The sequence below is a fragment of the Bacillus cereus group sp. BfR-BA-01381 genome, from assembly GCF_022663555.1.
Classification (GTDB): Bacteria; Bacillota; Bacilli; order Bacillales; family Bacillaceae_G; genus Bacillus_A; species Bacillus_A pacificus.
Map to the genome: position 1 here is coordinate 1 of NZ_JAKUFR010000078.1, position 22,719 is coordinate 22,719.

Consider the following 22,719-nt stretch of genomic DNA (forward strand, 5'->3'; position numbering starts at 1 on the left):
GCTGAAGAAAAACAAAAAGAATTTACTTCCTATGCCCAAAACATTAGAGGTGGTAATTTTATTAAGGATATGAAACTTAATAATAAAGATGCTGAAATTACATTCCATGATTCATTTGCATCTTATAAATCAGCAAAACCAGATAGCAACGTTACTGAAGAACAATATAAACAATATTTTTCAACAGGGGATGCCATTGAGAAAATGTTTGTAAGTGAACCTGCTAGATTACTAAGACAATTTCCAGATTTGAATACAGTAAAAATGACTCTGCCGTTCGATGGGAAAACATATAGTACTAACTTGGATAGAAGTTCTTTGAATACATATCTTGGATTTAAGATTGAAGATTTAAAAGTTGAAGATAAATCTTGGGTCAAAAAATTTAACGATCCATACGTGTATGATAAAACTAAACGTAACGCATTCTTTAAGAAATTTGTTACAGCTCAATAAAATAACATTCTTGTTAAGGAAGTACGCTAAATTCTATTAGCATTACTTTAAATCAAAGGAGAATCACAATGGAACAAATAAACACCCTACTTTCTTTTTTTACTAAAGAAATTTGGACTTTTTTAGCTACTATTGCTCCAATAATCGGTATCATTATTACCTATACAAATAAAAGTAACTTTGATCTAATTTTTGAAACAAAGCGAACTCGCTTATTGGTAAGAACAACAAAACTATTAGTAAACTCCCTGTTTCTCTATATAATTTTCCAATTTTTATCATTCGCATTTTCTTATAGTATAAGTAGCCTAGAGTTTCTTACCTCTAAGATATTTTTTCAATTTATCCAAATATCTTTTATCCTGGCCTTATTTATAATTATTTTCTATATAGTACTAACTCTAATTAAAACTAAGATACCCCAAAATTGGGATCGCTTATTAAAATTACTTATATTTTGCACAAAAAAAACTGGCTTTATCTTATACTGTTATTTTTTCATGGCATGTATATACCTTCAAGCTTTAAACTATTTAACCCTAAAAAAAGATTTATTTGCACTTACATTAACCCAAGAACAAGCAACTAGCTTTTTCTTGTCTCCTTTTATAGAAATTATATTTTTAATTGCAATTTTATATTTACACCTTATCAATCAAGGTGGGATTAAAAAATATAACTATTTAATGGAAATCCTTACATATAACGATATAAAAGATCTGAAATTGGTACATTTATATACTAAAAGCGAGAACGAATGGATTCTTGTAGAAGAGAACGATGTACATACTCAAGATACTGTATATATATTTAAAAAAGATAGTGAAAAATGCTACAAGTACACTAAAGTTGAAATAAATCCCCCTTCCTAGAATGTTTTGGAAGGGTATTTTCTTCTGCTCTTTACTCTCTTCCCATATAATATCTAATAATAAGGAGGTACTACTATGAAAACTGCAATCTACCTACGTAAGTCCCGTGCCGACCTCGAAGCTGAAGCACGCGGCGAAGGCGAAACATTAGCAAAACACCGCTCTACCCTGCTGAAAATTGCCAAGGAAATGAACTTAAATGTTTTAGCTGTCCGTGAGGAAATCGTTTCTGGTGAGAGTTTAGTGAAACGACCGGAGATGTTAGCATTACTTGAAGAAATTGAAGATAATAAATATGATGTTGTTCTTTGTATGGATATGGACCGTTTAGGTCGTGGCGGTATGAAGGAGCAAGGAATCATTTTAGAGACGTTTAAACGCTCGAATACGAAGATTATGACCCCTAGAAAGACATATGACCTTAATGATGAGTGGGACGAAGAATATAGCGAATTTGAAGCGTTTATGGCTCGTAAGGAGTTAAAAATTATTACGCGTCGTATGCAACGCGGCCGTATAGCAAGCGTGGAGGCTGGTAATTACCTCGGTACCCATGCGCCTTATGGTTATGATATCCACCGTTTAAATAAGCGAGAACGTACTTTAACAATTAATTCAGAAGAAGCTTCTGTTGTAAGAATGATATTCGATTGGTATGCAAACGAGGATATGGGCGCTAACGCAATCCGAAGCAAATTAAATGATCTTGGCTACAAAAGTAAGCTAGGTAATGAATGGAACCCCTACAGCATCTTAGATATATTAAAAAATAATGTGTACATCGGAAAAGTAACGTGGCAAAAACGAAAAGAAGTAAAACAGCCTGATGCCGTAAAAAGAAGTTGTGCTCGTCAAGATAAATCAGATTGGATTATTGCTGATGGCAAACATGAGCCAATCATACCGGAAAGTTTATTTGAACAAGTACAAGAAAAATTAAACTCAAGATATCACGTTCCTTACAATACGAACGGAATTAAAAATCCTCTAGCTGGCATTATTAAATGTAGTAAATGTGGTTATAGCATGGTCCAACGTTATCCGAAGAATCGAAAAGAAACGATGGATTGTAAACACCGTGGCTGTGAAAACAAATCAAGTTATACTGAATTAATTGAGAAGCGTTTACTCGAGGCATTAAAAGAATGGTACATCAATTATAAAGCTGATTTTGAAAAACATAAGCAAGATGACAAATTAAAAGAAACGCAAGTCATTCAAATGAATGAAGCTGCATTACGCAAGCTTGAAAAAGAATTAGTGGATGTCCAAAAACAAAAAAGTAATTTACATGATTTATTAGAACGTGGCGTTTACACAGTCGATATGTTTTTAGAACGCTCGAATGTTGTTTCTGACCGTATAACTGAAATTACTTCCACGATGGAAAACTTAAAGAAAGAAATTAAAACCGAAATTAAGAAAGAAAAAGTGAAGAAAGATACAATACCTCAAGTAGAGCATGTTCTTGATCTGTACTTTAAAACAGATGATCCTAAAAAGAAAAACAGCCTCCTAAAGTCGGTTTTAGAAAAAGCTGTTTATAAAAAGGAAAAGTGGCAAAGGCTCGATGATTTCGAACTTGTGCTTTACCCTAAGCTCCCTCAAGATGGCGACATATAAGCGTTTATGCTTTGTCGTCACCTTGTTGGTGTAATTAGGTTTACCCCATTAAGCCCCAACGCATCATTCGTCGAAACAGCCAATACGACGGGCTTACCATTTCTTAGCGTCGCTTTCGCTGCCATTAATACCGGAGAGTCTGTCATTGCATTAGCAAATTTACTCATAGAATTTCCTGTTAGTGGTGCAATTACCATACAATCTAGTGGAATTTTAGGTCCTAGCGGTTCTGCGCCAACGATTGAATTAATCGCTTTAAAACCTGTTACTTCTTCAATCTTTTTAATCCACTCTGCCCCTTCTCCAAATCTCGTATTTGTTGATTGAACAGTGTAAGAAACAACTGGACGCACTTCAGCTCCCTCAGCAATTAACTTTTCTAAATGAGGCATTACTTCTTCGTACGTACAATGTGAGCCAGTAAAACCAAACCCTATTCTTTTCCCTTTTAAATTCATTCCCCATTCTCCTTTCTTGCGATTACATCTTCTGCTAATAACTGAGAAAGAACGTTCGCTAAAATTTGTCCTGCTGTTTTTGGAGCAACAATACCTGGTAATCCAGGTGCTAACAGCGCTTTGACTCCTCTTTTTTCCGCATACCTAAAGTCGGTACCGCCTGGTTTAGAAGCTAAATCAATTACTAACGTATGGGCCGGCATTTTTGAAATGACATTTGCTGTCACAACGAGATGCGGTATTGTATTAATGACAATATCCATATCCCCTACTTCTTTCTCAATGTTCTGCATATGAAAAGGAGAAAACATCATTTCTGTAATACGTGCAATATGTTCCGATCGTCTTGCTCCAACTTTGACATGGGCTCCTAATGATTGAAATGCTCTGGCAACGCTCATCCCTGTCCTACCAAATCCTAAAACCATTACATTAGAACCATGAATTGTATAGTCGGTATGTTGAATTACCATCATTAATGTACCTTCTACAGTTGGTATAGAATTGTAGATTGCCACATCATCACGATCAAATAATTTAATTAGTTTACGGTTTGTAGTAGATACGAGATTTTCCAAGTAAGGCGTACCAATACCTGAATATATAGTAAAATGTTCTGGTGTATTTTCAATTTGTTCTTTCGTTATAGAAACTTTTTCGTTTGAAAAAATAGTATCTACTTCTCCCTTGGCATTTGTACCTGCAACTGGCAAAATAATTGCATCTACAGAAGTGAAATCTAAATTTTGTATACTTTCTTTTGCTGCCCCTGTGAAGCCATGGTCTAACTGATCAAACCCTATCAATGAAAGTTTCGCATCCAATTCAACGAGCTTGCGAATTACTTCTAGCTGTCTTGCATCTCCTCCTATGACAGCAATATGCATCTCAGTCAACATTCCCTAATTCACCTTCTTTTTCTGTCATTTATAAGAAAAGTGCCTACTTTTTCTTTTTCCTCCACATCATATGTAATGTACGAGTTTTAGGTGATTGAAAAACAAAAAGCGCCTATCATGTATCCCGCTATTTGTATGTAGGAAGGCCCCACCTCAAAATTCGGCATAGGAAAAGACATTATGTTGGATTTTGCTCTGAGTAAAATGAACAAAAAAAGATGACCAAAATGGCCATCTTTCACTTCGAATTTGAACAATCTGTAATATCGCAAAGAACCATATCATGACCCACTTTTTTTATTTGACTCCATGCTACTCTTATTTCTTGTGGTTCCTTTTTAAAACCTCCCCATTTCCCAGCAGGTATAATAAGAGCCTGTATTTTTCCATCCTTCTCATCAATCTCTAAATCCACATAACCTAAAACCCCCATTTTTTCTGCTCTTTCTAAATTAACAATTTCTTTCCCACTTAGTTCACTTAATCGCATACTCTCTCCCCCTACCCAAATTATTCATTTAAGTTATCCATAATTAGTACCTATTCTATATACCCACAAAAAATAACCGTATCTCATTTAAATGAGATACGGTTATTTTTAAATCATATATAGTAATTACAGTTTTATTCCTTTTGGAAGTTTTCCATCTGGACTAATTAATGCTGCAGAAAATTCATCTGTAAACATGTTACGAATTAACTCATCTACATTTTCTTTTGTTACAGTGTTTACACTTTCAATAATCTCATCAAGTGAACGGTGCTTACGAAGTAGCAATTCATTTTTACCATTACGGCTCATACGACTATTCGTACTTTCTAAACTTAACATTAAGTTTCCTTTTAATTGCTCTTTACTATTCATAAGCTCTTTTTCTGTAATACCTGTATTTTTCAATGTTTCTAATGTTTCTTGCATTGTTTCATACAGTGTATCTAATTGTTGGCTACCTGTTCCACCATACAGCGTTAACATACCTGTATCTTCATAAGAAGAATGGTAAGAAAATACTGAGTAAGCTAACCCGCGTTGCTCACGTACTTCTTGGAATAAACGGCTACTCATACTACCGCCTAAAACGTTATTTAATACAATTAAGTTATAAATATCTTCGTGTCCCATTTGTAAGCCTTTATATCCTAAACATAAATGAGCTTGTTCTGTTTCCTTTTTACGTGCTACCTTATTAAAATGGAAAATTGGGCTATGTACTTGTTCACGGTTTGTCGTTCCTTCATAACTACCGAAATATTGCTCTACTGTTTGTAAAAAGGCTTCATCAATATTTCCTGCAATTGATACAACTACATTTTCAGGTGTGTAATGATCCTTAATATATTGACGTAGCGTATCACCTGTAAACGTATTAAGCGTTTCTTCTGTTCCTAAAATAGGATATCCAAGCGGATGCGTTTCATATGTTGCTTTCGTTAACATATCATGCACAATATCATCTGGAGCATCTTCGTACATTTTAATTTCTTCACATACGACATTCTTCTCTTTTTTCAGTTCTTCTTCATCAAATGTTGAATTAAAGAACATATCTGCTAATACATCTAAAGCATATTTAGCATGCTCATCTAGCACTTTTGCATAGTAACAAGTGTATTCTTTTGAAGTAAAAGCATTCACTTGCCCACCAATGCTATCAAATGATTCTGCAATTTCGCGTGCACTACGTGTTTCTGTCCCTTTAAAGAACATATGCTCTAAAAAGTGAGAAATCCCGTTATTTTTTTCATTTTCATTTCTTGATCCTGCATGGATCCAAATACCAATCGCAACCGATCTTACAGTTGGTATATTCTCCATAACTATTCTTACACCATTTTTACAAGTATATTTTTTAATCAAAAACTTTCCTCCTACTGCCAGTTTCTCTAAATAAGTGCTATTATTTAATGATAACAAGTTTAAGGATGAATGTCATGCAAATGTATTTAATCTACACGTTTTTCATCCAGTAATTCTGTTATATTCCCTACTTTATATCCTTGTTCCTTCAATTTTGTAATCATTGTATCTAATGCTTCTGTTGTGGACGAAGTAGGATGCATTAATACGATAGCACCTGGATGTATTTTTCTCATTACTCTCTGCAATAGTACATCTGGCTCAGGTCGCTTCCAATCAATTGTATCGACAGTCCACATAATCGTTCCCATTTGAAAATCATCTGCAATTTTCACGACTTCATCCCGAAAACTTCCACTCGGCGGTGCAAACCATCTTACCTTTTGATTCGTAGCTGCTTCGATCATTCGATTTGTTTTTTGTAACTGATCTCTTATTTCATCAGACGATAATGTTTTCATATTAGGATGTGTGTAAGAATGATTTCCGACTTCTTGCTTTGCATCGACAATCATTTTTGCAAATCGTAAATTTTCTTTCACCCAACGACCTTCTAGAAAGAACGTCGCCTTCACATCATGTTTTTTCAATATTTCCAATATACGAGGCAAATACTCATTTCCCCATGCCACATTTATTGTTAATCCCACCATCTTTTTATTCGGATGCCCTCTATAAATTGGCGCTGGTGATAAATCTTCTAAGTGGACACTCGGCGATACTTCCTTGAATTCAAGATGTTTTTGATCAAATTTCTTTAACTTCTTCATATTGTTATAGGATGCTTCCATATCAACTTGTCTTCCATTATATCCTGGTGTTGCTTTCCATATCTTATCAATCATCGCATTTTGCGGTGCAATCTCATATTGTTTTGCATGCTTTTGAATTTCTTCATATAAGTTATCCTGTGCAAAAACGGAATAAGAGCCTACACTGACATATAAACAGAATATACATATGTATGCTAATATACGAGCTTTCATATAAACCCTCCCATTAACTATATAAAAACCATTTTCTTCTTATCTTTGTTAATTTGAGCGTTATAATGAAAACTATACCTATACTGACATAAAAATATGTGTAAATCATATTTTTACATAACAAAAAAAGCCAGTTAAACTGGCTTTTACTTATTGCTGCTCTTGTTTGTTTTCTTCTTTAGCAGCTTCTTTTTCTTGCTCTTCTTTTAGCAATACTTTTCTAGATAAATTCACGCGACCTTGCTTATCAATCTCGATAACTTTAACTGTAATTACATCACCGATTTTCACAACGTCTTCTACTTTACCTACACGCTCAAGTGCAAGTTCAGAAATGTGAACTAATCCATCTTTACCGCTGAATAATTCAACGAAAGCACCGAATTTCTCAACACGTTTCACTTTTCCTTCGTAGATTTCACCTACTTGTACTTCGCGAACGATATCCTCGATAATTTTCTTAGCTTTGTCGTTCATTTCTTGATTTATTGAAGAAATGAATACTGTACCATCTTGTTCGATGTCAATTTTAACGCCAGTTTCTTCAATAATTTTATTGATTTGTTTACCGCTTGGTCCGATAACGTCACGGATTTTATCTGGGTTAATTGTCATTGTAATAATCTTTGGAGCGTACGCTGATAATTCAGTGCGTGGCTCTGCAATAACAGATAACATATGATTTAGAATGTGCACACGACCAACTTTTGCCTGTTGTAATGCCTCTTCTAAAATTTCACGAGATAGACCATCGATTTTAATGTCCATTTGTAATGCAGTTACACCATGTGCTGTACCTGCTACTTTAAAGTCCATATCACCTAAATGATCTTCCATACCTTGAATATCAGATAAAATTGTGTAATGCTCACCAGTTTTAACTAGTCCCATTGCAATACCTGCAACTGGAGCTTTAAGTGGAACACCAGCATCCATCATTGCTAAAGTACTACCACAAATACTTGCTTGTGAAGTAGAACCATTTGATTCTAATACTTCAGATACAAGACGTACTGTGTATGGGAAATCTTTTTCAGACGGAATTACAGGCTCAAGAGCACGTTCTCCTAGTGCACCGTGACCGATTTCACGACGACCTGGTCCACGCATCGGTCTTGTTTCACCAACACTAAACGATGGGAAATTGTAATGGTGCATAAAGCGTTTTGATTCTTCTACACCAAGACCATCTAAAATTTGCACATCGCCTAATGCACCTAATGTACAAATACTTAATGCTTGTGTTTGTCCACGTGTGAATAAACCAGAACCGTGTGTACGAGATAAAATGCCAACCTCTGATGCTAATGGACGGATTTCGTCACCTTTACGGCCATCTGGGCGGATTTTCTCAACTGTAATAAGACGACGTACTTCTTCTTTTACAATTTTATATAAAATCTCATTTACTTGTCCTAATGTATCAGCGTCAACTTCCTGCGCTTCGTAATGCTCAATTACACGCTTTTTCACTTCGTTAATTGCATCTTCACGTGCATGTTTCTCATGTACTTGAATTGCAGAATGCATATCCTTTTCAGCCATTTCACGTACAGCTTGGTTAAGATCAGCGTCAACTTCATAAAGTTTCACTTCTGATTTCTCTTTACCTACAGCTTGTACAATCTCTTCTTGGAATGCAATTAGACGTTTAATTTCGTCATGTCCAAACATAATTGCTTCTAACATTGTTTCTTCAGGCACTTGATCTGCTCCTGCTTCAACCATGTTAATTGCATCTTTCGTACCAGCTACAACAAGGTGAATATCACTTTGTTCTTGCTGTTCTACTGTTGGGTTAATAACGAATTCGCCGTTAATACGGCCAACTGTTGCACCCGCGATCGGACCTTCAAATGGAATGTCTGAAATCGATAACGCTAATGAAGAACCAAGCATAGCTGCCATTTCAGAAGAACAATCTTGATCAACACTCATTACAATGCTGACAACTTGTACTTCGTTACGGAAACCATCTGCGAAAAGTGGACGAATTGGACGGTCGATTAAACGACTTGCCAAAATTGCTTTTTCACTTGGACGACCTTCACGTTTAATGAAACCGCCAGGAATTTTTCCGACTGCATATAAACGCTCTTCATAGTTTACTGTAAGTGGGAAGAAATCTACATTTTTTGCTTCTTTTGATGCAGTTGCTGTAGATAGAACCGCTGTATCGCCATATCTTACTAATACTGCTCCGTTCGCTTGCTTTGCAAGCTGACCTGTTTCAACTGTTAGCTGGCGACCAGCTAAATCTATCGAGAAGACTTGCTTTTCTTGACTCATTTAAGTACCCCTCTCAATTTAAAGTATTCAATTCTTCTATGTAAATGGATAGTATATCACAATATTCTACCTCTAGTATTACCGAAAATGAAGTAAGCTATAAAGAGTAGAAGATATATTTTTACCTAACAAAAAAGCGGGAATATTCCCGCTTCTTTGACTATCGACGTAAGCCAAGCTTTGTGATTAATTCACGGTAACGTGTGATATCGCTATTACGAAGGTAAGTTAGTAAGTTACGACGTTTACCAACCATCTTTAATAGACCACGACGTGAATGATGATCTTTCTTGTGAGTACGTAAGTGCTCGTTTAGAGTGTTAATTTGCTCCGTTAGGACAGCAATTTGAACCTCTGGAGAACCAGTATCAGTCTCATGAGTTCTAAATTGTGCAATGATTTCATTTTTACGCTCTTGTGTTAAAGCCATCCTATTTCACCTCCTATTAATTAAACCCCCGATTACCTAGCAAGCGTCGGTGAGTCGCAATGCCAAGCAATGGTTGTCATAAAGTACATAACATAGAATACTACTTTTCATTTGAAAAAGCAAGTATATTCTTTTCGTTCGCAAAATATTCTTGTGCTGTTTTCTTATCTTTTGCGATTTGTTCAACTAACTCATCGATGCCATTGAATTTCTTCTCTTCTCTTATACGCATATGCCACTCTACTGTAACATTTTGATCATATATGTCTTTGTTAAATTCAAATAAGTGCACTTCAATGGATAGTTGGCGCTCATCTTCTTTAAAGGTTGGTTTATATCCAATATTACATACACCATCGTACCATTCATCGTGAACTTGTAATCTCACTGCATAAACACCTACAGGTGGTAATAGATACTCATCACTTAAACCTACATTAGCTGTTGGGAAACCAATTTGACGTCCACGTTTATCACCGTGTACAACCGTTCCCGCTACTGTATATGCTCTACCTAAAATAGATGGAATTTGCTCCATTTCGCCATTTCGAATTAACTTTCGTAATGCAGTAGAACTTACTTTCTCTTCTTGAAATTCAACTTTTTCAATCACAGTCTGTGTAAACTCCCCTCTTGCATGAAATGGTAAAGTCTCCATCTTTCCTTTTCCTAAACGTCCATATGAATAATCAAATCCTGCTACTACATGCTTTACATTTAAACCAATAATATAATCATCTACAAATTGTTGTGGCAATAAGCCTGCAAATGATTCATCAAATTTAACAACATATAATATATCGATACCTAAACTCTCGACTATTTTTTCTTTATCACACATTGGTGTAATATACTCGGCATGCGCTTCTTTTTTACCTAAAACAACAGATGGATGCGGATAAAATGTCATCACTGCACTTTTATATCCTCGTTCATCCGCTATTTGTTTCGCAGTTCGAATCACACATTGATGTCCTAAATGAATGCCATCAAAAAACCCTAATGCCATTACAGTAGGTGGTAATTCTAATTTATTTTGTTCATGTGGATGAGTTAAATGAATAAGTTTCACGCTTGAATTCACCTTTTTCTGTAATAATCCTTCCAATAATTCATTATAGCTTTAGTTCTTGATTATTCACAAGTACTTTCATCGGCTTTAGCATACCAGGATGTTTTGGATGGTGCTCATAAATTGCAAGGCAGCGATCGTTTTTATCAAACACTGTTATAAATGGTGCCGTTATTTGCGATTCATTTTTTAAGAACATACCATTCTTAATTTTTTCTGCTTGCTTTTCATCTACAACCATTTTCGGGAACTTACTTAATGCTTCATCAATTGAAATGAAGATAGACTCTACTGTTTCATTTTGCACGTTTTCTTCAATTTCTTCAAATGATATGCAATCTTCTAATAAAAATTCACCAGAAGCCGTTCTTACAAGGTGAGACATATGTGATGGAAAACCAAGTTTTTCACCAATCATTACCGCTAATGTCCTTACATATGTTCCTTTACTACACGTTACACGGAAACGGAATGAAATATTTTCTCCTTCAAACACTTCACGGTCATCTAATAATACAAATTCATGAATTGTAATTGTACGAACTGGACGTTCAACCTCTTGTCCTGCTCTTGCATATTCATATAATTTTTTTCCGTTAACTTTTACAGCCGAAAACATCGGAGGCATTTGCTCAATCGTACCTGTTAATGCCGCAAGAACCTCTTCCACTTCTTTACGAGTAATAACACGATCTACATGTTTCGTTTCCACAACTTCACCAGAAGCATCTTCAGTTGTTGTTGAAAATCCTAATGTCACTTCACCTTCATATGTTTTCGTTTCACTTGTTAAAAATTGTGCAATCTTTGTTGCTCTCCCAACACAAATAGGCAATACTCCTGTTACATCTGGATCTAATGTTCCTGTATGACCAATTCGTTTTTCACGCAATATCTTTCTTAATTTAAATACACAATCGTGTGATGTCATGCCTTTTGGCTTATGTAATAATACTACACCTTCCATATATGTTCACCTCATCGTAATTCTTTCATGATCATTACCTAAAACTTATTTTACATTGAAAAAATGGATAGACAAATGTCTATCCATTATTCTTCACGTTTACCGTCTTTATTAATTTGATGTAAAAGTGTATCAATTCGATGACCATATCCGATAGACTCATCAAATTCAAAGGAAATTTCAGGCGTTTTACGAAGACGAATACGTTGGCCAATTTCTGAACGAATGAAGCCTTTTGCCTTCGCTAAACCTTTTAGTGTACTTTCTTTCTGTTCTTCATCACCTAAAACAGAAATATACACTGTAGCAATTTGTAAATCTCCACTCACTTGTACATCTGTTACAGTAACAAATCCGACACGTGGATCTTTAATTTTACGACTGATGATGTCGCCTAATTCTTTTTTCATTTGCTCGCCTACACGGTTTGCACGTAATTTCATAACTCTTCACCTCATTCAATACCATTCCAATTGTGTTATCGTACGTTCAATTTCAGGAAATGAATCGATGTACTCAAGTACACGATTCATTTCTTTTTCACAAATAACACGATTAGAGGATACAGAAACAATTGCAATTTCCGTACGTTGCCATACATCTTGATGCCCTACTTCTGAAACAGCTACGTTATAACGCTGCTTCACTCGAGTTAGCACCCGTTGCAAAATTGCTCGTTTCTCTTTTAAAGAATGCACATCGTAAATCATACACTCGAATGAGAGTGAAGCGATTATCATCGCTTCACTTCTTCCATAATGTATGCTTCAATAATGTCCCCTTCTTTAAGATCATTATATCGCTCAATTGTAATACCACACTCATAGTTTTGTGCAACTTCTTTTACGTCGTCTTTGAAACGTTTTAACGTATCAAGTTGTCCTTCGAAAATTACTACGCCATCACGGATAATACGCACGCCACTATCACGTGTAATTTTACCGTCTGTTACGTAACAACCTGCGATTGTTCCAACTTTTGTTACTTTAAACGTTTGACGTACTTCTGCTTGACCGATTACTTTTTCTTCGAATTCTGGATCTAACATACCTTGCATCGCTGCTTCGATCTCTTCGATTACTTTATAAATAATGCGGTGTAAACGAATATCAACGTTCTCTAATTCAGCTGTACGCTTCGCATTCACATCTGGGCGTACGTTAAATCCAATTACAATTGCATTAGATGCAGAAGCTAAAATGATATCAGATTCTGTAATCGCACCTACGCCTGTATGGATAATTTTAACTTTGACACCTTCAACATCAATTTTACGAAGTGATGCTGCCATTGCTTCTACAGAACCTTGTACGTCTGCTTTCACAATTAAGTTAATTTCTTTTACATCGCCCTCTTGGATTTGTTGGAATAAATCTTCAAGGCTTAATTTAGATTTTTCACCACGTTGAGCAAGTAACGCTTCTTGTGCACGTGATTCACCGATTTGACGAGCTTTCTTCTCATCAGCGAATGCCATGAAACGATCTCCCGCTTGTGGTACTTCATTTAAACCTGTAATTTCAACAGGAGTTGATGGACCAGCAACTTTTACACGACGACCAATATCACTTACCATTGCACGAACACGTCCGAATGAAGTACCAACAACGATTGGATCTCCAACTCGAAGCGTACCGTTTTGAACAAGTAATGTCGCGATAGTTCCTTTACCTTTATCAAGCTGTGCTTCAATTACAGTACCAGTTGCATAGCGGTTTGGATTTGCTTTATATTCTTCTACTTCACTTACAAGAAGAATCATTTCTAGTAAGTTGTCAATTCCTTCGCCTTGAATCGCTGAGATTGGTACGAAGATTGTATCTCCACCCCATGCTTCTGGAACTAATTCATATTCTGTTAGTTCTTGCATTACGCGATCAGGATTCGCAGCTGGTTTATCCATTTTATTCACAGCTACAATAATTGGTACTCCTGCTGCTTTCGCATGGTTAATTGCTTCAACTGTTTGTGGCATAACACCGTCATCAGCTGCAACAACAAGGATTGTAATATCCGTTACTTGTGCACCACGAGCACGCATCGTTGTAAACGCCGCGTGACCAGGTGTATCTAAAAATGTAATCTTCTTGTCATTTACTTCAACTTGGTATGCACCAATATGCTGAGTAATTCCACCTGCTTCACCAGCAGTTACTTTAGAGTTACGGATAGAGTCAAGCAATGTTGTTTTACCATGGTCAACGTGTCCCATGATTGTAACTACAGCTGGACGCTCTTTTAAGTTCTCTTCATCATCTTGCTCATCGATGAATGTTTCAAACTCAGTTTCGCTTACAATTACTTCTTCTTCTACTTCAATACCGTAGTCGTTAGCAATTAACTCAATTGTATCTTTATCTAAGTCTTGGTTAATTGTTGCCATAATTCCAAGCATGAAGAGCTTTTTAATAATTTCAGATGGCTCTTTGCTTAATTTCTTAGCAAGATCACCTACTGTAAGACTTCCAGAGAAAGTAATTTTATCTGGTGTTTCTACAGTTTGTGTTTGTTGTCTGCCAGCAAAGTTCTCTTGACGCTTGTCTTCGTTTCCTTTGCCTTTTTTCTTTTTCTTATTGCTGTTCTTTTTACTACGAACAACTTTTTCTTCTACTTCAAACTCATCTGCAACAGAAGGTTTTTCAGTTTGATACTCATTATCTAATTTGTTTACTACTTCATCGTCTAACATTGTCATATGATTCGAAACCTCGATATTCATTTCTTTTAGTTTTGTCATAAGATCTTTACTTGAGATATTATGTTTTTTCGCATATTCATGCACTCGAATTTTACTCATACCTTCACCCCCGGTAATTTGTATCGAGCATGCTACGCAGCTTTTTCGCAAAGCCTTCATCTAACACAGCTACAACGACTCGCTCATCTCTCCCAATCGCATGCCCTAATTGTTGTCGATTTTCGACCTTTCTCATTGGTACGTTGTAGTACGTCGTTTTATCTGTAATGCGCTTTGTAGTATTTACTGATGCATCCTCAGATAGCAATACAAGTTTTGCTTTGCCACTTCGTACTTCCTTTAAAACGAGTTCTTCACCCGAAATAATTTTTCGAGCCCGGTTTGCTAGTCCTAAAAACGATTTCCAATCGGACACTTATTTCGACTCCTTCTCAACAAGCTCAAGAAGCTCTTCATAAAGAGAACTGTCGATTTTCGCTTTTAGATGATGTTCCAAAACATTTTTCTTTTGAGCTTGAAGAATGCTTTCTTTATCTTTTGATAAATAAGCACCTCGTCCTGATTTCTTTCCAGTTAAATCAATAGACACTTCTCCCTCTTTGGAACGAACAATGCGAACGAGCTCTCGTTTTGATTTCATCTCTTGCGTTGCAACACATTTTCGTAACGGAACTTTTCGATTGCTCATACTCATCACCTCTACTCGATTTCGTCTTCAACTGAATCGAATCCGAATGCGACTACGCTATCTTCTTCTGTTACAATTCCAAGTTGTTTCGCATCAGACTCACTCTTAATATCAATTTTCCAGCCTGTTAATTTAGCTGCAAGACGTGCATTTTGTCCACGTTTACCGATAGCTAATGACAGTTGGTGGTCTGGAACAACAACAGTTGTTGCTTTTTCTTCTTCATCTACAAGCACTTTAACAACTTGTGATGGGCTTAAAGCATTGGCAACATATTCTACTGGATCATTTGACCAGCGAACGATGTCAATCTTTTCACCTTTTAGTTCGTCTACAATGCGTTGTACACGTTGTCCTTTCGGTCCTACACAAGAACCTACTGGATCAACATCGATGTTCTCTGCATGTACAGAGATTTTAGAACGATCTCCTGCTTCACGTGCTACAGAACGAATTTCAACCGTTCCATCATAAATTTCAGGAACTTCCATTTCGAATAAACGTTTTAAAAGACCAGGATGTGTACGTGATACGTAAATTTGTGGTCCTTTTGTTGTTTTTTCCACTTTCGTAATGAATACGCGAATACGATCATGTGGTTTGTACTGTTCGTTCGGCATTTGCTCACTTACAGGTAATAAAGCTTCTACTTTCCCTAAGCTTACATAGATGAAACGAGCATCTTGACGTTGTACGATACCAACCATGATATCTTCTTCACGATCACTAAACTCAGAGTAAATAACACCACGCTCTGCTTCACGCACTCGTTGTGTTACAACTTGTTTTGCAGTTTGTGCTGCAATACGACCGAAATCTTTTGGTGTTACTTCAATTTCTAGTACGTCACCATCTTGATAGTTTGGATTAATTTGTCTTGCTTCTTCAACAGAAATTTCAAGACGTGGATCAAACACATTATCAACAACGTCTTTACGTGCTAAAACTTGGATTGTTCCCACTTGTGGGTTAAAGCTCACACGAACGTTTTGTGCTTGGTTAAAATTGCGTTTATAAGCAGAGATTAACGCTGCTTCAATCGCATCAATAATAATATCTTTGCTAATTCCTTTTTCTGACTCTAATACGAGCAAGGCATCTAACAACTCAGTGCTCATGAAGATCCCCCTTCTAACTAAAACGTAACAGCAAGTCGCGCATTTGCAACTTTGTCCATTGGAATTTGGATTTCTTTTTTACGTGTTTTAATTGTTAATAATAGTGTAATTGTAGTACCATCGTAGGAAAGCATTTTTCCTTCAAACATCTTTTCACCATCAATCGGCTCATATGTTTTAATTGCCACTTGTTTTCCTACCGCTTGCTGGAAGTCTTTCTCTTTCTTTAATGGGCGTTCTGCTCCAGGAGATGACACATCCAAAAAGTAAAGATGAGGAATTGGATCCTCTTTATCTAAAGCTTCGCTTAAACGTTCACTCACCGCACCGCATTCTTCAATGTCGACTCCCTTTTCAGAATCGATGAATACGCGTAAGAACCAGTCTTGTCCTTCTTTCACATACTCTACATCTACAAGTTCAAGATTTAACTCTTCAACGATTGGCTGCGCAAATGCTTCTACAACTTCTGTGACTTTCTTATCCATAAACAGCCTCCTTCCTGCCGCCATGTACCATTTACAAGAAAAGACCCCGCCCATAGAACGGTCTATCTTATTCTTTCTCGTTAGCTAACAAAAGCCCCTGCCGTTAAGCAGGGAATATCTGTCTTAGTATTACCAAATTTAAGAAGTAAAACTTGTAACAAAATATGTATATACGACAGAAATTTCTTACCTCTCCACATCAATAAAATGTAGATAGTAACACGAAAGAGTGGGTTTCCCCACTCTTTTTTTCACACAATATACATGACATGGTTATCTCGGTTAATAGTATACCATAGCAAATGTTGATTTGCAAAGACTTTTCCTACCTATTAGAACAGTGATAACTGGTTTTGATCCGGCAAATCACCTAAACAACCTTGACTATCTAAGTACTCAATAATTGTTTTCGAAACCTTACTACGCTGCTGCAAGTCTTCTTTTGATAAGAAGTCTCCATTCTTGCGAGCTTCCACAATACTTAAAGCTGCGTTCGTACCAAGACCAGGTACCGCATTAAATGGAGGAATTAATGAGTCTCCATCAATAATAAAGTCTGTTGCATGCGAACGATACAAATCAACCTTTTGGAATGAGTATCCACGTTCACACATTTCAAGTGTCATTTCTAATACTGTTAATAAACTCTTCTCTTTCGGCGCTGCATCTAAACCTTTTTGCGCAATTTCATCAATTCTTGCACGTATAGATGCTGAACCTTTCGCCATCGCTTCTACGTCAAAGTCATCTGCACGAACCGTAAAGTATGCCGCATAGAATAGAAGCGCGAAATGTACTTTAAAGTACGCAATACGCACAGCCATAAGTACGTATGCAGCCGCATGTGCTTTAGGGAACATGTACTTAATCTTCTTACATGAATCAATATACCAACCTGGTACATTATTACTTTTCATGTCCTCTTCCCATTCTTCTGGTACACCTTTACCTTTACGTACTGACTCCATGATTTTGAAGGCTAATGATGGGTCTAAACCTTGATAGATTAAATATACCATGATGTCATCACGACAACCGATAACTTCACTCAGCGTACATGTACCGTTATAAATTAACTCGTTTGCATTACCTAGCCATACGTCCGTACCATGTGATAATCCAGAAATTTGGACTAACTCTGAGAATGTCGTAGGTTTCGTCTCTTCTAACATCTGTCTTACGAATTTCGTACCAAACTCTGGTATACCAAGTGTACCTGTTTTACAGTTAATTTGTTCTTCCGTTACGCCTAACGATTCTGGCCCTGAGAAAATTTTCATTACTTCTGGATCGTCCGTTGGGATTGTTTTCGGATCAATACCACTTAAATCTTGTAACATACGAATAACTGTCGGATCATCGTGTCCTAGTATATCCAGTTTCAATAAATTATCATGAATAGAATGGAAGTCAAAGTGTGTCGTTCTCCATTCAGCCCCTATTGAATCTGCTGGATACTGTATTGGTGAGAAATCAAAAATGTCCATGTAATCTGGCACAACGATAATACCACCTGGATGCTGTCCTGTTGTACGTTTTACACCGGTACATCCTGCTACTAAACGGTCAATTTCTGCATTTCGAATCGTTAAGTTATGATCATTTGCATAACCTTTTACATATCCATAAGCAGTTTTTTCCGCAACTGTACCAATCGTTCCCGCACGATATACATAATCTTCGCCGAACAGTACTTTCGTATAGTTATGGGCACGTGGTTGGTATTCTCCAGAGAAGTTCAAATCGATATCGGGTACCTTATCTCCTTTAAATCCAAGGAACGTTTCGAACGGAATGTCATGTCCATCTTTTACATATGGAATATTACAAGTTGGACATTCTTTATCCGGTAAGTCGAAACCAGACCCTACAGAACCATCATTAAAGAATTCTGATTGCTTACACTTCGGACATACATAGTGTGGTGGTAATGGGTTTACTTCTGTAATTTCCATCATCGTTGCAACGAATGATGAACCTACCGACCCACGCGACCCTACTAGATATCCGTCTACTAACGATTTTTTCACCAGCTTATGTGAAATTAAATAAATTACGGCGAATCCATGTCCAATAATACTTTTTAATTCTTTTTCTAAACGTGCTTCTACAATTTCAGGTAACTCTTCACCATAAATGCTACGCGCCATTTTATAACTCATATCACGCGTTTCATCATCTGCACCTTCAATTTTCGGTGTATATAGATCATCTTTTACTGGATGAACATCGCCAATTAATGATGCAATCTTTTGTGTATTCGTTACGACAATTTCTTTCGCTACGTCTTCACCTAAGAATGAGAAACACTCTAACATTTCATCTGTTGTACGGAAATGTACAGGTGGTAATGAATGTCGGTTTAACGGATTTGCTCCACCCTGTGAACTAACTAAAATTTTACGATACATTGCATCTTCTGGATCTAAATAATGTACGTTTCCGGTAGCAACAACTGGTTTATCTAACGTCTCACCTAGTTTTACTAAGTTCGAAATAATTGTTTTTAATTGCCCCTCATCTCGAACGAGTTCACGCTCTACTAAATGACGTAGCACTTCTGGTGGCATTACTTCAATGTAATCATAGAACTGTGCAATTTCTTCTACCTCTTCAGGAGCTTTTTGCATCATCGCCTCAAATACTTCACCTTTATCACAAGCCGTTCCTACTAAAATTCCTTCACGATATTTTTTTAATAGTGATCTCGGTACACGTGGTACACGGTAAAAATAATTCAGGTGAGAATATGAAACAAGTTTATATAAATTTTTCAATCCGACATCTGATGTAGCAAGTAATGTCATATGACTTGGACGCCCGCGCTTATACGCATCTCCTTGTCCCATGCTATCATTTAATTGGTCATGATATTCAAACCCTTTTTCAATCACATCTTTTAACATTTTTACTAGTAAATATCCCGTTGCTTCTGTATCATAAATCGCACGGTGATGCTGAGTTAATTCAATGTCCATCTTTTTACACAACGTATTTAATCGATGATTTTTCATTTCCGGGAATAGGAATCGTGCAAGTTCTAACGTATCAATTACTGGGTTATTCGTTTTTTCTAACCCCGCCTTTTTAAAACCTACGTTAATGAAGCCCATATCGAAACTTGCGTTATGAGCAACAAGTGTATGGTCGCCCATCCATTCTTCAAACTTTTTAAACACTTCGTCTACTTCTGGTGCGTCGGTTAACATATCATCTGTAATACCTGTTAATTCAATGATCGTTGCCGATAATGGTTGATGCGGATTTGCAAAAGATTCAAAGCGGTCAATTATTTCGCCACCTTTTACTTTTACAGCAGCCAACTCAATAACTGTATCGTATACAGCTGATAAACCTGTCGTCTCAACGTCAAAAACAACATACGTTTCCTCTGCAAGTAAACGATGCGCTTCGTTATACGCTATTGGTACACCGTCATTAACTAAATTCGCTTCTACACCGTATATAACTTTAACTCCAGCCTTTTTCCCTGCAGAATATGCTTCCGGGAACGACTGAGCCACAGCATGGTCTGTAATCGCAATAGCCTCATGTCCCCATTTACCTGCTTGGGCAACAAGTCTAGAAACAGGAGTAACAGCATCCATTTGACTCATTGGCGTGTGAAGATGCAGCTCTACACGTTTTTCGCCTTCTGGGGCTTTATCTTTACGAGACGGTCCTGTTATTTCATTAATATCATTTGCAATCATTACTAAATCTCGAACAAATGTATCATTTTGAACAGAACCACGAGCCTTCACCCACATTCCTTTTTTCAAGGATTGTAACATTGGAATATCTTCTTTATCACGTGAGAACATTTTGATCATAATCGAATCTGTATAATCCGTTATTTTTAAAGTTAATAACGTACGTCCACTACGAAGCTCTTTCGTTTCCACATGGAAGACATATCCTTGAACTGTTTTTCTTCTTTCTTCATCTTGAATTTCTCGCATCGGTGTAATCTCTTCATCTGGCTTAATAAGATACCCGAGTGTGATCGGCCCTTCATGCACAACGCTGCTTTCTTCAGCTTGCTTCTTCGCCATTTCTTCCATAGCTTGTATAACACGCTCGCGGTCCTCTTGCTGCGTTTGCTCACGAAACTTTTGCATTTCTTCTGTATTTTGCTGTATATGTGTGTCTAACTGGAAACGCGGGAATCCAAAAGCCTCGTATTGATCCCCTACTGGTTTCGCAACGTTTTTCTTTAAAGCAGTAGATTCCAGCTCATTATTCACATTTATAAGTAACTTCACTCCATTAACCTGCGGAAGCTGCTTCTTTAAATAAGCAAACATAGGTGAAAATGTAATTCGTTCCGTACAAAGTGGCCAATACGCCCTCACTTCTTCTTCAGTAAATTGTTTGTTCTCTGTTTCTAATGCAAATGTTGTTCTTGCAATATGAGAAAATGATTGCTTAAGCTTTGTTTCTAGCAATTCATATAATTCTGTAGGCAAAATACGCGGCACTTGTAAGTCAAAATGCCAACTTTTATTCGCTTTATCAATAACTAGCTTTTCAATGCCACCGCCTTGTAAATATTGATTTATAAGGTCTTCTGGTATTTGCAACTGCTGGAGCAAAATTTGAAATCGCTCTTGTTGTTCATTTGTTAAAGACATAAGCACTCTCCTTCCATTTGCTATTATAAATTGAAACGTACTACAAAGAAAGATTTCTCCCTTCGTCTTTTACAAAATACGTTTACAAAGAAAGAGAAGGTACCTCGTTATGAGGTACCTCTTCTTATTTTAAAATATTAGCAATATATGTTTGAAGCTCTTCTACTTTCACTTCTTCAGACTCACCTGTAGCACGTACTTTCACTTCTACAATACCTTCGTCTGCTTTTTTACCAACTGTCACGCGAACTGGAAGGCCGAATAAATCAGCATCAGCAAATTTAACGCCTGCACGTTCTGCACGATCATCTAGTAATACTTCATATCCTTGCTCTTGTAATGAGTTATAGATGTTTTCACCCATTTCACGTTGTGCATCAGATTTCATATTTACTGGAATTACATGCACATGGAACGGTGCAACAGCTTTTGGCCAAACTAAACCGTTCTCATCATTAAACTGCTCTGCAATTGCTGCCACTGTACGAGACACACCAATGCCGTAACAACCCATAATAAGTGGTTGTGTTTTTCCGTTTTCATCTAGGAATGTTGCGTTCATTGCTTCACTATAACGAGTTCCTAATTTGAATACATGACCAACTTCAATTCCGCGTGCGAAAAGAATTGTTCCGTTTCCGTCTGGAGATTGATCTCCTTCTTGAATAAATCGTAAATCCGTATATTGACTTACTTTAAAGTCACGTTCTGGATTTACATTTACATAATGGAACCCTTCTTCGTTCGCTCCTGAACATCCGTTGACAATCGATGCTACAGCGTGATCAGCGATAATTTCAATATCACCTGTTACACCAATCGGACCTAATGAACCAACTTCACAATTTAATAATTCTTTTACTTCTTCATGAGAAGCAAGCTCAACAACTGAAGCACCGTATACATTTTTCACTTTTACATCGTTTACTTCATGATCACCACGAACAAGTACAACTACTAATTTCTCATCTACTTTAAATACCATAGACTTAATGCACTTTTCAGCTTCGATGTTTAAGAAGGCGGATACTTCTTCAATTGCTTTTTGGTCTGGTGTTGCTACTTTTTCAAGCGTTTTTTCTGCTTCGTCACTCTTCGTATACGTAGCTACAACAGGAGCCATTTCGATGTTCGCTGCATAATCAGATGTATCAGAGTATGCAATTGTATCTTCACCAACATC

19 protein-coding genes and 2 pseudogenes are annotated in these 22,719 nt (G+C 36.7%); 3 read left to right on the top strand and 18 right to left on the bottom strand.

Features of this window, described 5'->3' with window-relative positions; genetic code table 11:
• The 3 genes and pseudogenes from MR079_RS21830 to MR079_RS21840 all read left to right on the top strand — a co-directional run.
• Positions 1–456, top strand: a pseudogene (locus MR079_RS21830) (hypothetical protein); the annotation flags it as partial.
• 68 nt (positions 457–524) lie between these two features.
• Entirely contained in the window at positions 525–1,328 is an 804-nt protein-coding gene (locus MR079_RS21835; protein WP_242294613.1) for a hypothetical protein, read from the top strand.
• A gap of 75 nt (positions 1,329–1,403) precedes the next feature.
• Positions 1,404–2,951, top strand: a complete 1,548-nt coding sequence (locus tag MR079_RS21840) for a recombinase family protein (protein ID WP_242294614.1) — start codon at positions 1,404–1,406, stop codon at positions 2,949–2,951.
• Positions 2,952–2,983: 32 nt separating this feature from the next.
• On the opposite strand, the pseudogene dpaB reads toward MR079_RS21840, so the two are convergent.
• The 18 genes and pseudogenes from dpaB to proS all read right to left on the bottom strand — a co-directional run.
• Positions 2,984–3,409: pseudogene (dpaB, locus tag MR079_RS21845) on the bottom strand (dipicolinate synthase subunit B); the annotation flags it as partial.
• On the bottom strand, positions 3,406–4,308 hold the full coding sequence (dpaA, locus tag MR079_RS21850) for a dipicolinic acid synthetase subunit A (protein ID WP_139866987.1): 903 nt from the start codon (positions 4,306–4,308) through the stop codon (positions 3,406–3,408). The gene dpaA and the pseudogene dpaB, both read right to left, overlap by 4 nt.
• Before the next feature lie 238 nt (positions 4,309–4,546).
• Positions 4,547–4,798 carry a YlmC/YmxH family sporulation protein gene (locus MR079_RS21855; protein ID WP_242294615.1) on the bottom strand — a complete coding sequence of 84 codons (252 nt, stop codon included), beginning with the start codon at positions 4,796–4,798 and terminating at the stop codon, positions 4,547–4,549.
• 126 nt (positions 4,799–4,924) lie between these two features.
• On the bottom strand, positions 4,925–6,166 hold the full coding sequence (locus MR079_RS21860; RefSeq protein ID WP_000592994.1) for a M16 family metallopeptidase: 1,242 nt from the start codon (positions 6,164–6,166) through the stop codon (positions 4,925–4,927).
• A gap of 86 nt (positions 6,167–6,252) precedes the next feature.
• Positions 6,253–7,152 carry a polysaccharide deacetylase family protein gene (locus MR079_RS21865; protein ID WP_242294616.1) on the bottom strand — a complete coding sequence of 300 codons (900 nt, stop codon included), beginning with the start codon at positions 7,150–7,152 and terminating at the stop codon, positions 6,253–6,255.
• Positions 7,153–7,302: 150 nt separating this feature from the next.
• Positions 7,303–9,441, bottom strand: coding sequence for a polyribonucleotide nucleotidyltransferase (gene pnp, locus MR079_RS21870; RefSeq protein ID WP_086421443.1), 2,139 nt, complete (start codon positions 9,439–9,441; stop codon positions 7,303–7,305).
• 160 nt (positions 9,442–9,601) lie between these two features.
• A complete protein-coding gene (gene rpsO / locus MR079_RS21875; protein ID WP_001229392.1) occupies positions 9,602–9,871 on the bottom strand; it encodes a 30S ribosomal protein S15 in 270 nt (89 codons plus the stop codon).
• A gap of 100 nt (positions 9,872–9,971) precedes the next feature.
• Positions 9,972–10,943: a bifunctional riboflavin kinase/FAD synthetase gene (gene ribF / locus MR079_RS21880; RefSeq protein ID WP_000766719.1), complete on the bottom strand. Its 972-nt coding sequence runs from the start codon at positions 10,941–10,943 to the stop codon at positions 9,972–9,974.
• Positions 10,944–10,986: 43 nt separating this feature from the next.
• Entirely contained in the window at positions 10,987–11,910 is a 924-nt protein-coding gene (truB, locus tag MR079_RS21885) for a tRNA pseudouridine(55) synthase TruB (protein ID WP_000399340.1), read from the bottom strand.
• 86 nt (positions 11,911–11,996) lie between these two features.
• Positions 11,997–12,353, bottom strand: a complete 357-nt coding sequence (gene rbfA, locus MR079_RS21890; protein WP_000776445.1) for a 30S ribosome-binding factor RbfA — start codon at positions 12,351–12,353, stop codon at positions 11,997–11,999.
• A gap of 15 nt (positions 12,354–12,368) precedes the next feature.
• Positions 12,369–12,650, bottom strand: a complete 282-nt coding sequence (locus tag MR079_RS21895) for a DUF503 domain-containing protein (RefSeq protein ID WP_000582364.1) — start codon at positions 12,648–12,650, stop codon at positions 12,369–12,371.
• Positions 12,647–14,707 carry a translation initiation factor IF-2 gene (gene infB / locus MR079_RS21900; RefSeq protein WP_000036344.1) on the bottom strand — a complete coding sequence of 687 codons (2,061 nt, stop codon included), beginning with the start codon at positions 14,705–14,707 and terminating at the stop codon, positions 12,647–12,649. Before infB ends, MR079_RS21895 begins: the two co-directional genes overlap by 4 nt.
• Positions 14,708–14,711: 4 nt before the next feature.
• Positions 14,712–15,023, bottom strand: coding sequence for a YlxQ family RNA-binding protein (locus MR079_RS21905; protein WP_001286523.1), 312 nt, complete (start codon positions 15,021–15,023; stop codon positions 14,712–14,714).
• A complete protein-coding gene (gene rnpM, locus MR079_RS21910) occupies positions 15,024–15,296 on the bottom strand; it encodes an RNase P modulator RnpM (protein WP_000071128.1) in 273 nt (90 codons plus the stop codon). It lies immediately after the preceding gene.
• Between the two features lie 11 nt (positions 15,297–15,307).
• The gene (gene nusA, locus MR079_RS21915) at positions 15,308–16,414 is read right to left on the bottom strand and encodes a transcription termination factor NusA (protein WP_000102609.1); all 1,107 of its coding nucleotides are present in this window, start codon (positions 16,412–16,414) and stop codon (positions 15,308–15,310) included.
• 17 nt (positions 16,415–16,431) lie between these two features.
• Entirely contained in the window at positions 16,432–16,902 is a 471-nt protein-coding gene (gene rimP / locus MR079_RS21920; protein ID WP_000359097.1) for a ribosome maturation factor RimP, read from the bottom strand.
• A 332-nt stretch (positions 16,903–17,234) separates the two neighbouring features.
• On the bottom strand, positions 17,235–21,536 hold the full coding sequence (locus MR079_RS21925) for a PolC-type DNA polymerase III (protein WP_139866981.1): 4,302 nt from the start codon (positions 21,534–21,536) through the stop codon (positions 17,235–17,237).
• A 124-nt stretch (positions 21,537–21,660) separates the two neighbouring features.
• On the bottom strand, positions 21,661–22,719 hold a 1,059-nt coding region (gene proS / locus MR079_RS21930), incomplete at its 5' end, for a proline--tRNA ligase (protein WP_396022964.1).

What these genes read in the sequence shown, in the direction of transcription:
- MR079_RS21835 (WP_242294613.1), top strand. Translation starts at nt 525, where the DNA reads ATGGAACAAATAAACACCCTACTTTCTTTTTTTACTAAAGAAATTTGG.
- MR079_RS21840 (WP_242294614.1), top strand. Translation starts at nt 1,404, where the DNA reads ATGAAAACTGCAATCTACCTACGTAAGTCCCGTGCCGACCTCGAAGCT.
- dpaA (WP_139866987.1), bottom strand. Translation starts at nt 4,308, where the DNA reads ATGTTGACTGAGATGCATATTGCTGTCATAGGAGGAGATGCAAGACAG.
- MR079_RS21855 (WP_242294615.1), bottom strand. Translation starts at nt 4,798, where the DNA reads ATGCGATTAAGTGAACTAAGTGGGAAAGAAATTGTTAATTTAGAAAGA.
- MR079_RS21865 (WP_242294616.1), bottom strand. Translation starts at nt 7,152, where the DNA reads ATGAAAGCTCGTATATTAGCATACATATGTATATTCTGTTTATATGTC.
- pnp (WP_086421443.1), bottom strand. Translation starts at nt 9,441, where the DNA reads ATGAGTCAAGAAAAGCAAGTCTTCTCGATAGATTTAGCTGGTCGCCAG.
- rpsO (WP_001229392.1), bottom strand. Translation starts at nt 9,871, where the DNA reads ATGGCTTTAACACAAGAGCGTAAAAATGAAATCATTGCACAATTTAGA.
- truB (WP_000399340.1), bottom strand. Translation starts at nt 11,910, where the DNA reads ATGGAAGGTGTAGTATTATTACATAAGCCAAAAGGCATGACATCACAC.
- rbfA (WP_000776445.1), bottom strand. Translation starts at nt 12,353, where the DNA reads ATGAAATTACGTGCAAACCGTGTAGGCGAGCAAATGAAAAAAGAATTA.
- MR079_RS21895 (WP_000582364.1), bottom strand. Translation starts at nt 12,650, where the DNA reads ATGATAATCGCTTCACTCTCATTCGAGTGTATGATTTACGATGTGCAT.
- infB (WP_000036344.1), bottom strand. Translation starts at nt 14,707, where the DNA reads ATGAGTAAAATTCGAGTGCATGAATATGCGAAAAAACATAATATCTCA.
- rnpM (WP_000071128.1), bottom strand. Translation starts at nt 15,296, where the DNA reads ATGAGCAATCGAAAAGTTCCGTTACGAAAATGTGTTGCAACGCAAGAG.
- nusA (WP_000102609.1), bottom strand. Translation starts at nt 16,414, where the DNA reads ATGAGCACTGAGTTGTTAGATGCCTTGCTCGTATTAGAGTCAGAAAAA.
- rimP (WP_000359097.1), bottom strand. Translation starts at nt 16,902, where the DNA reads ATGGATAAGAAAGTCACAGAAGTTGTAGAAGCATTTGCGCAGCCAATC.
- MR079_RS21925 (WP_139866981.1), bottom strand. Translation starts at nt 21,536, where the DNA reads ATGTCTTTAACAAATGAACAACAAGAGCGATTTCAAATTTTGCTCCAG.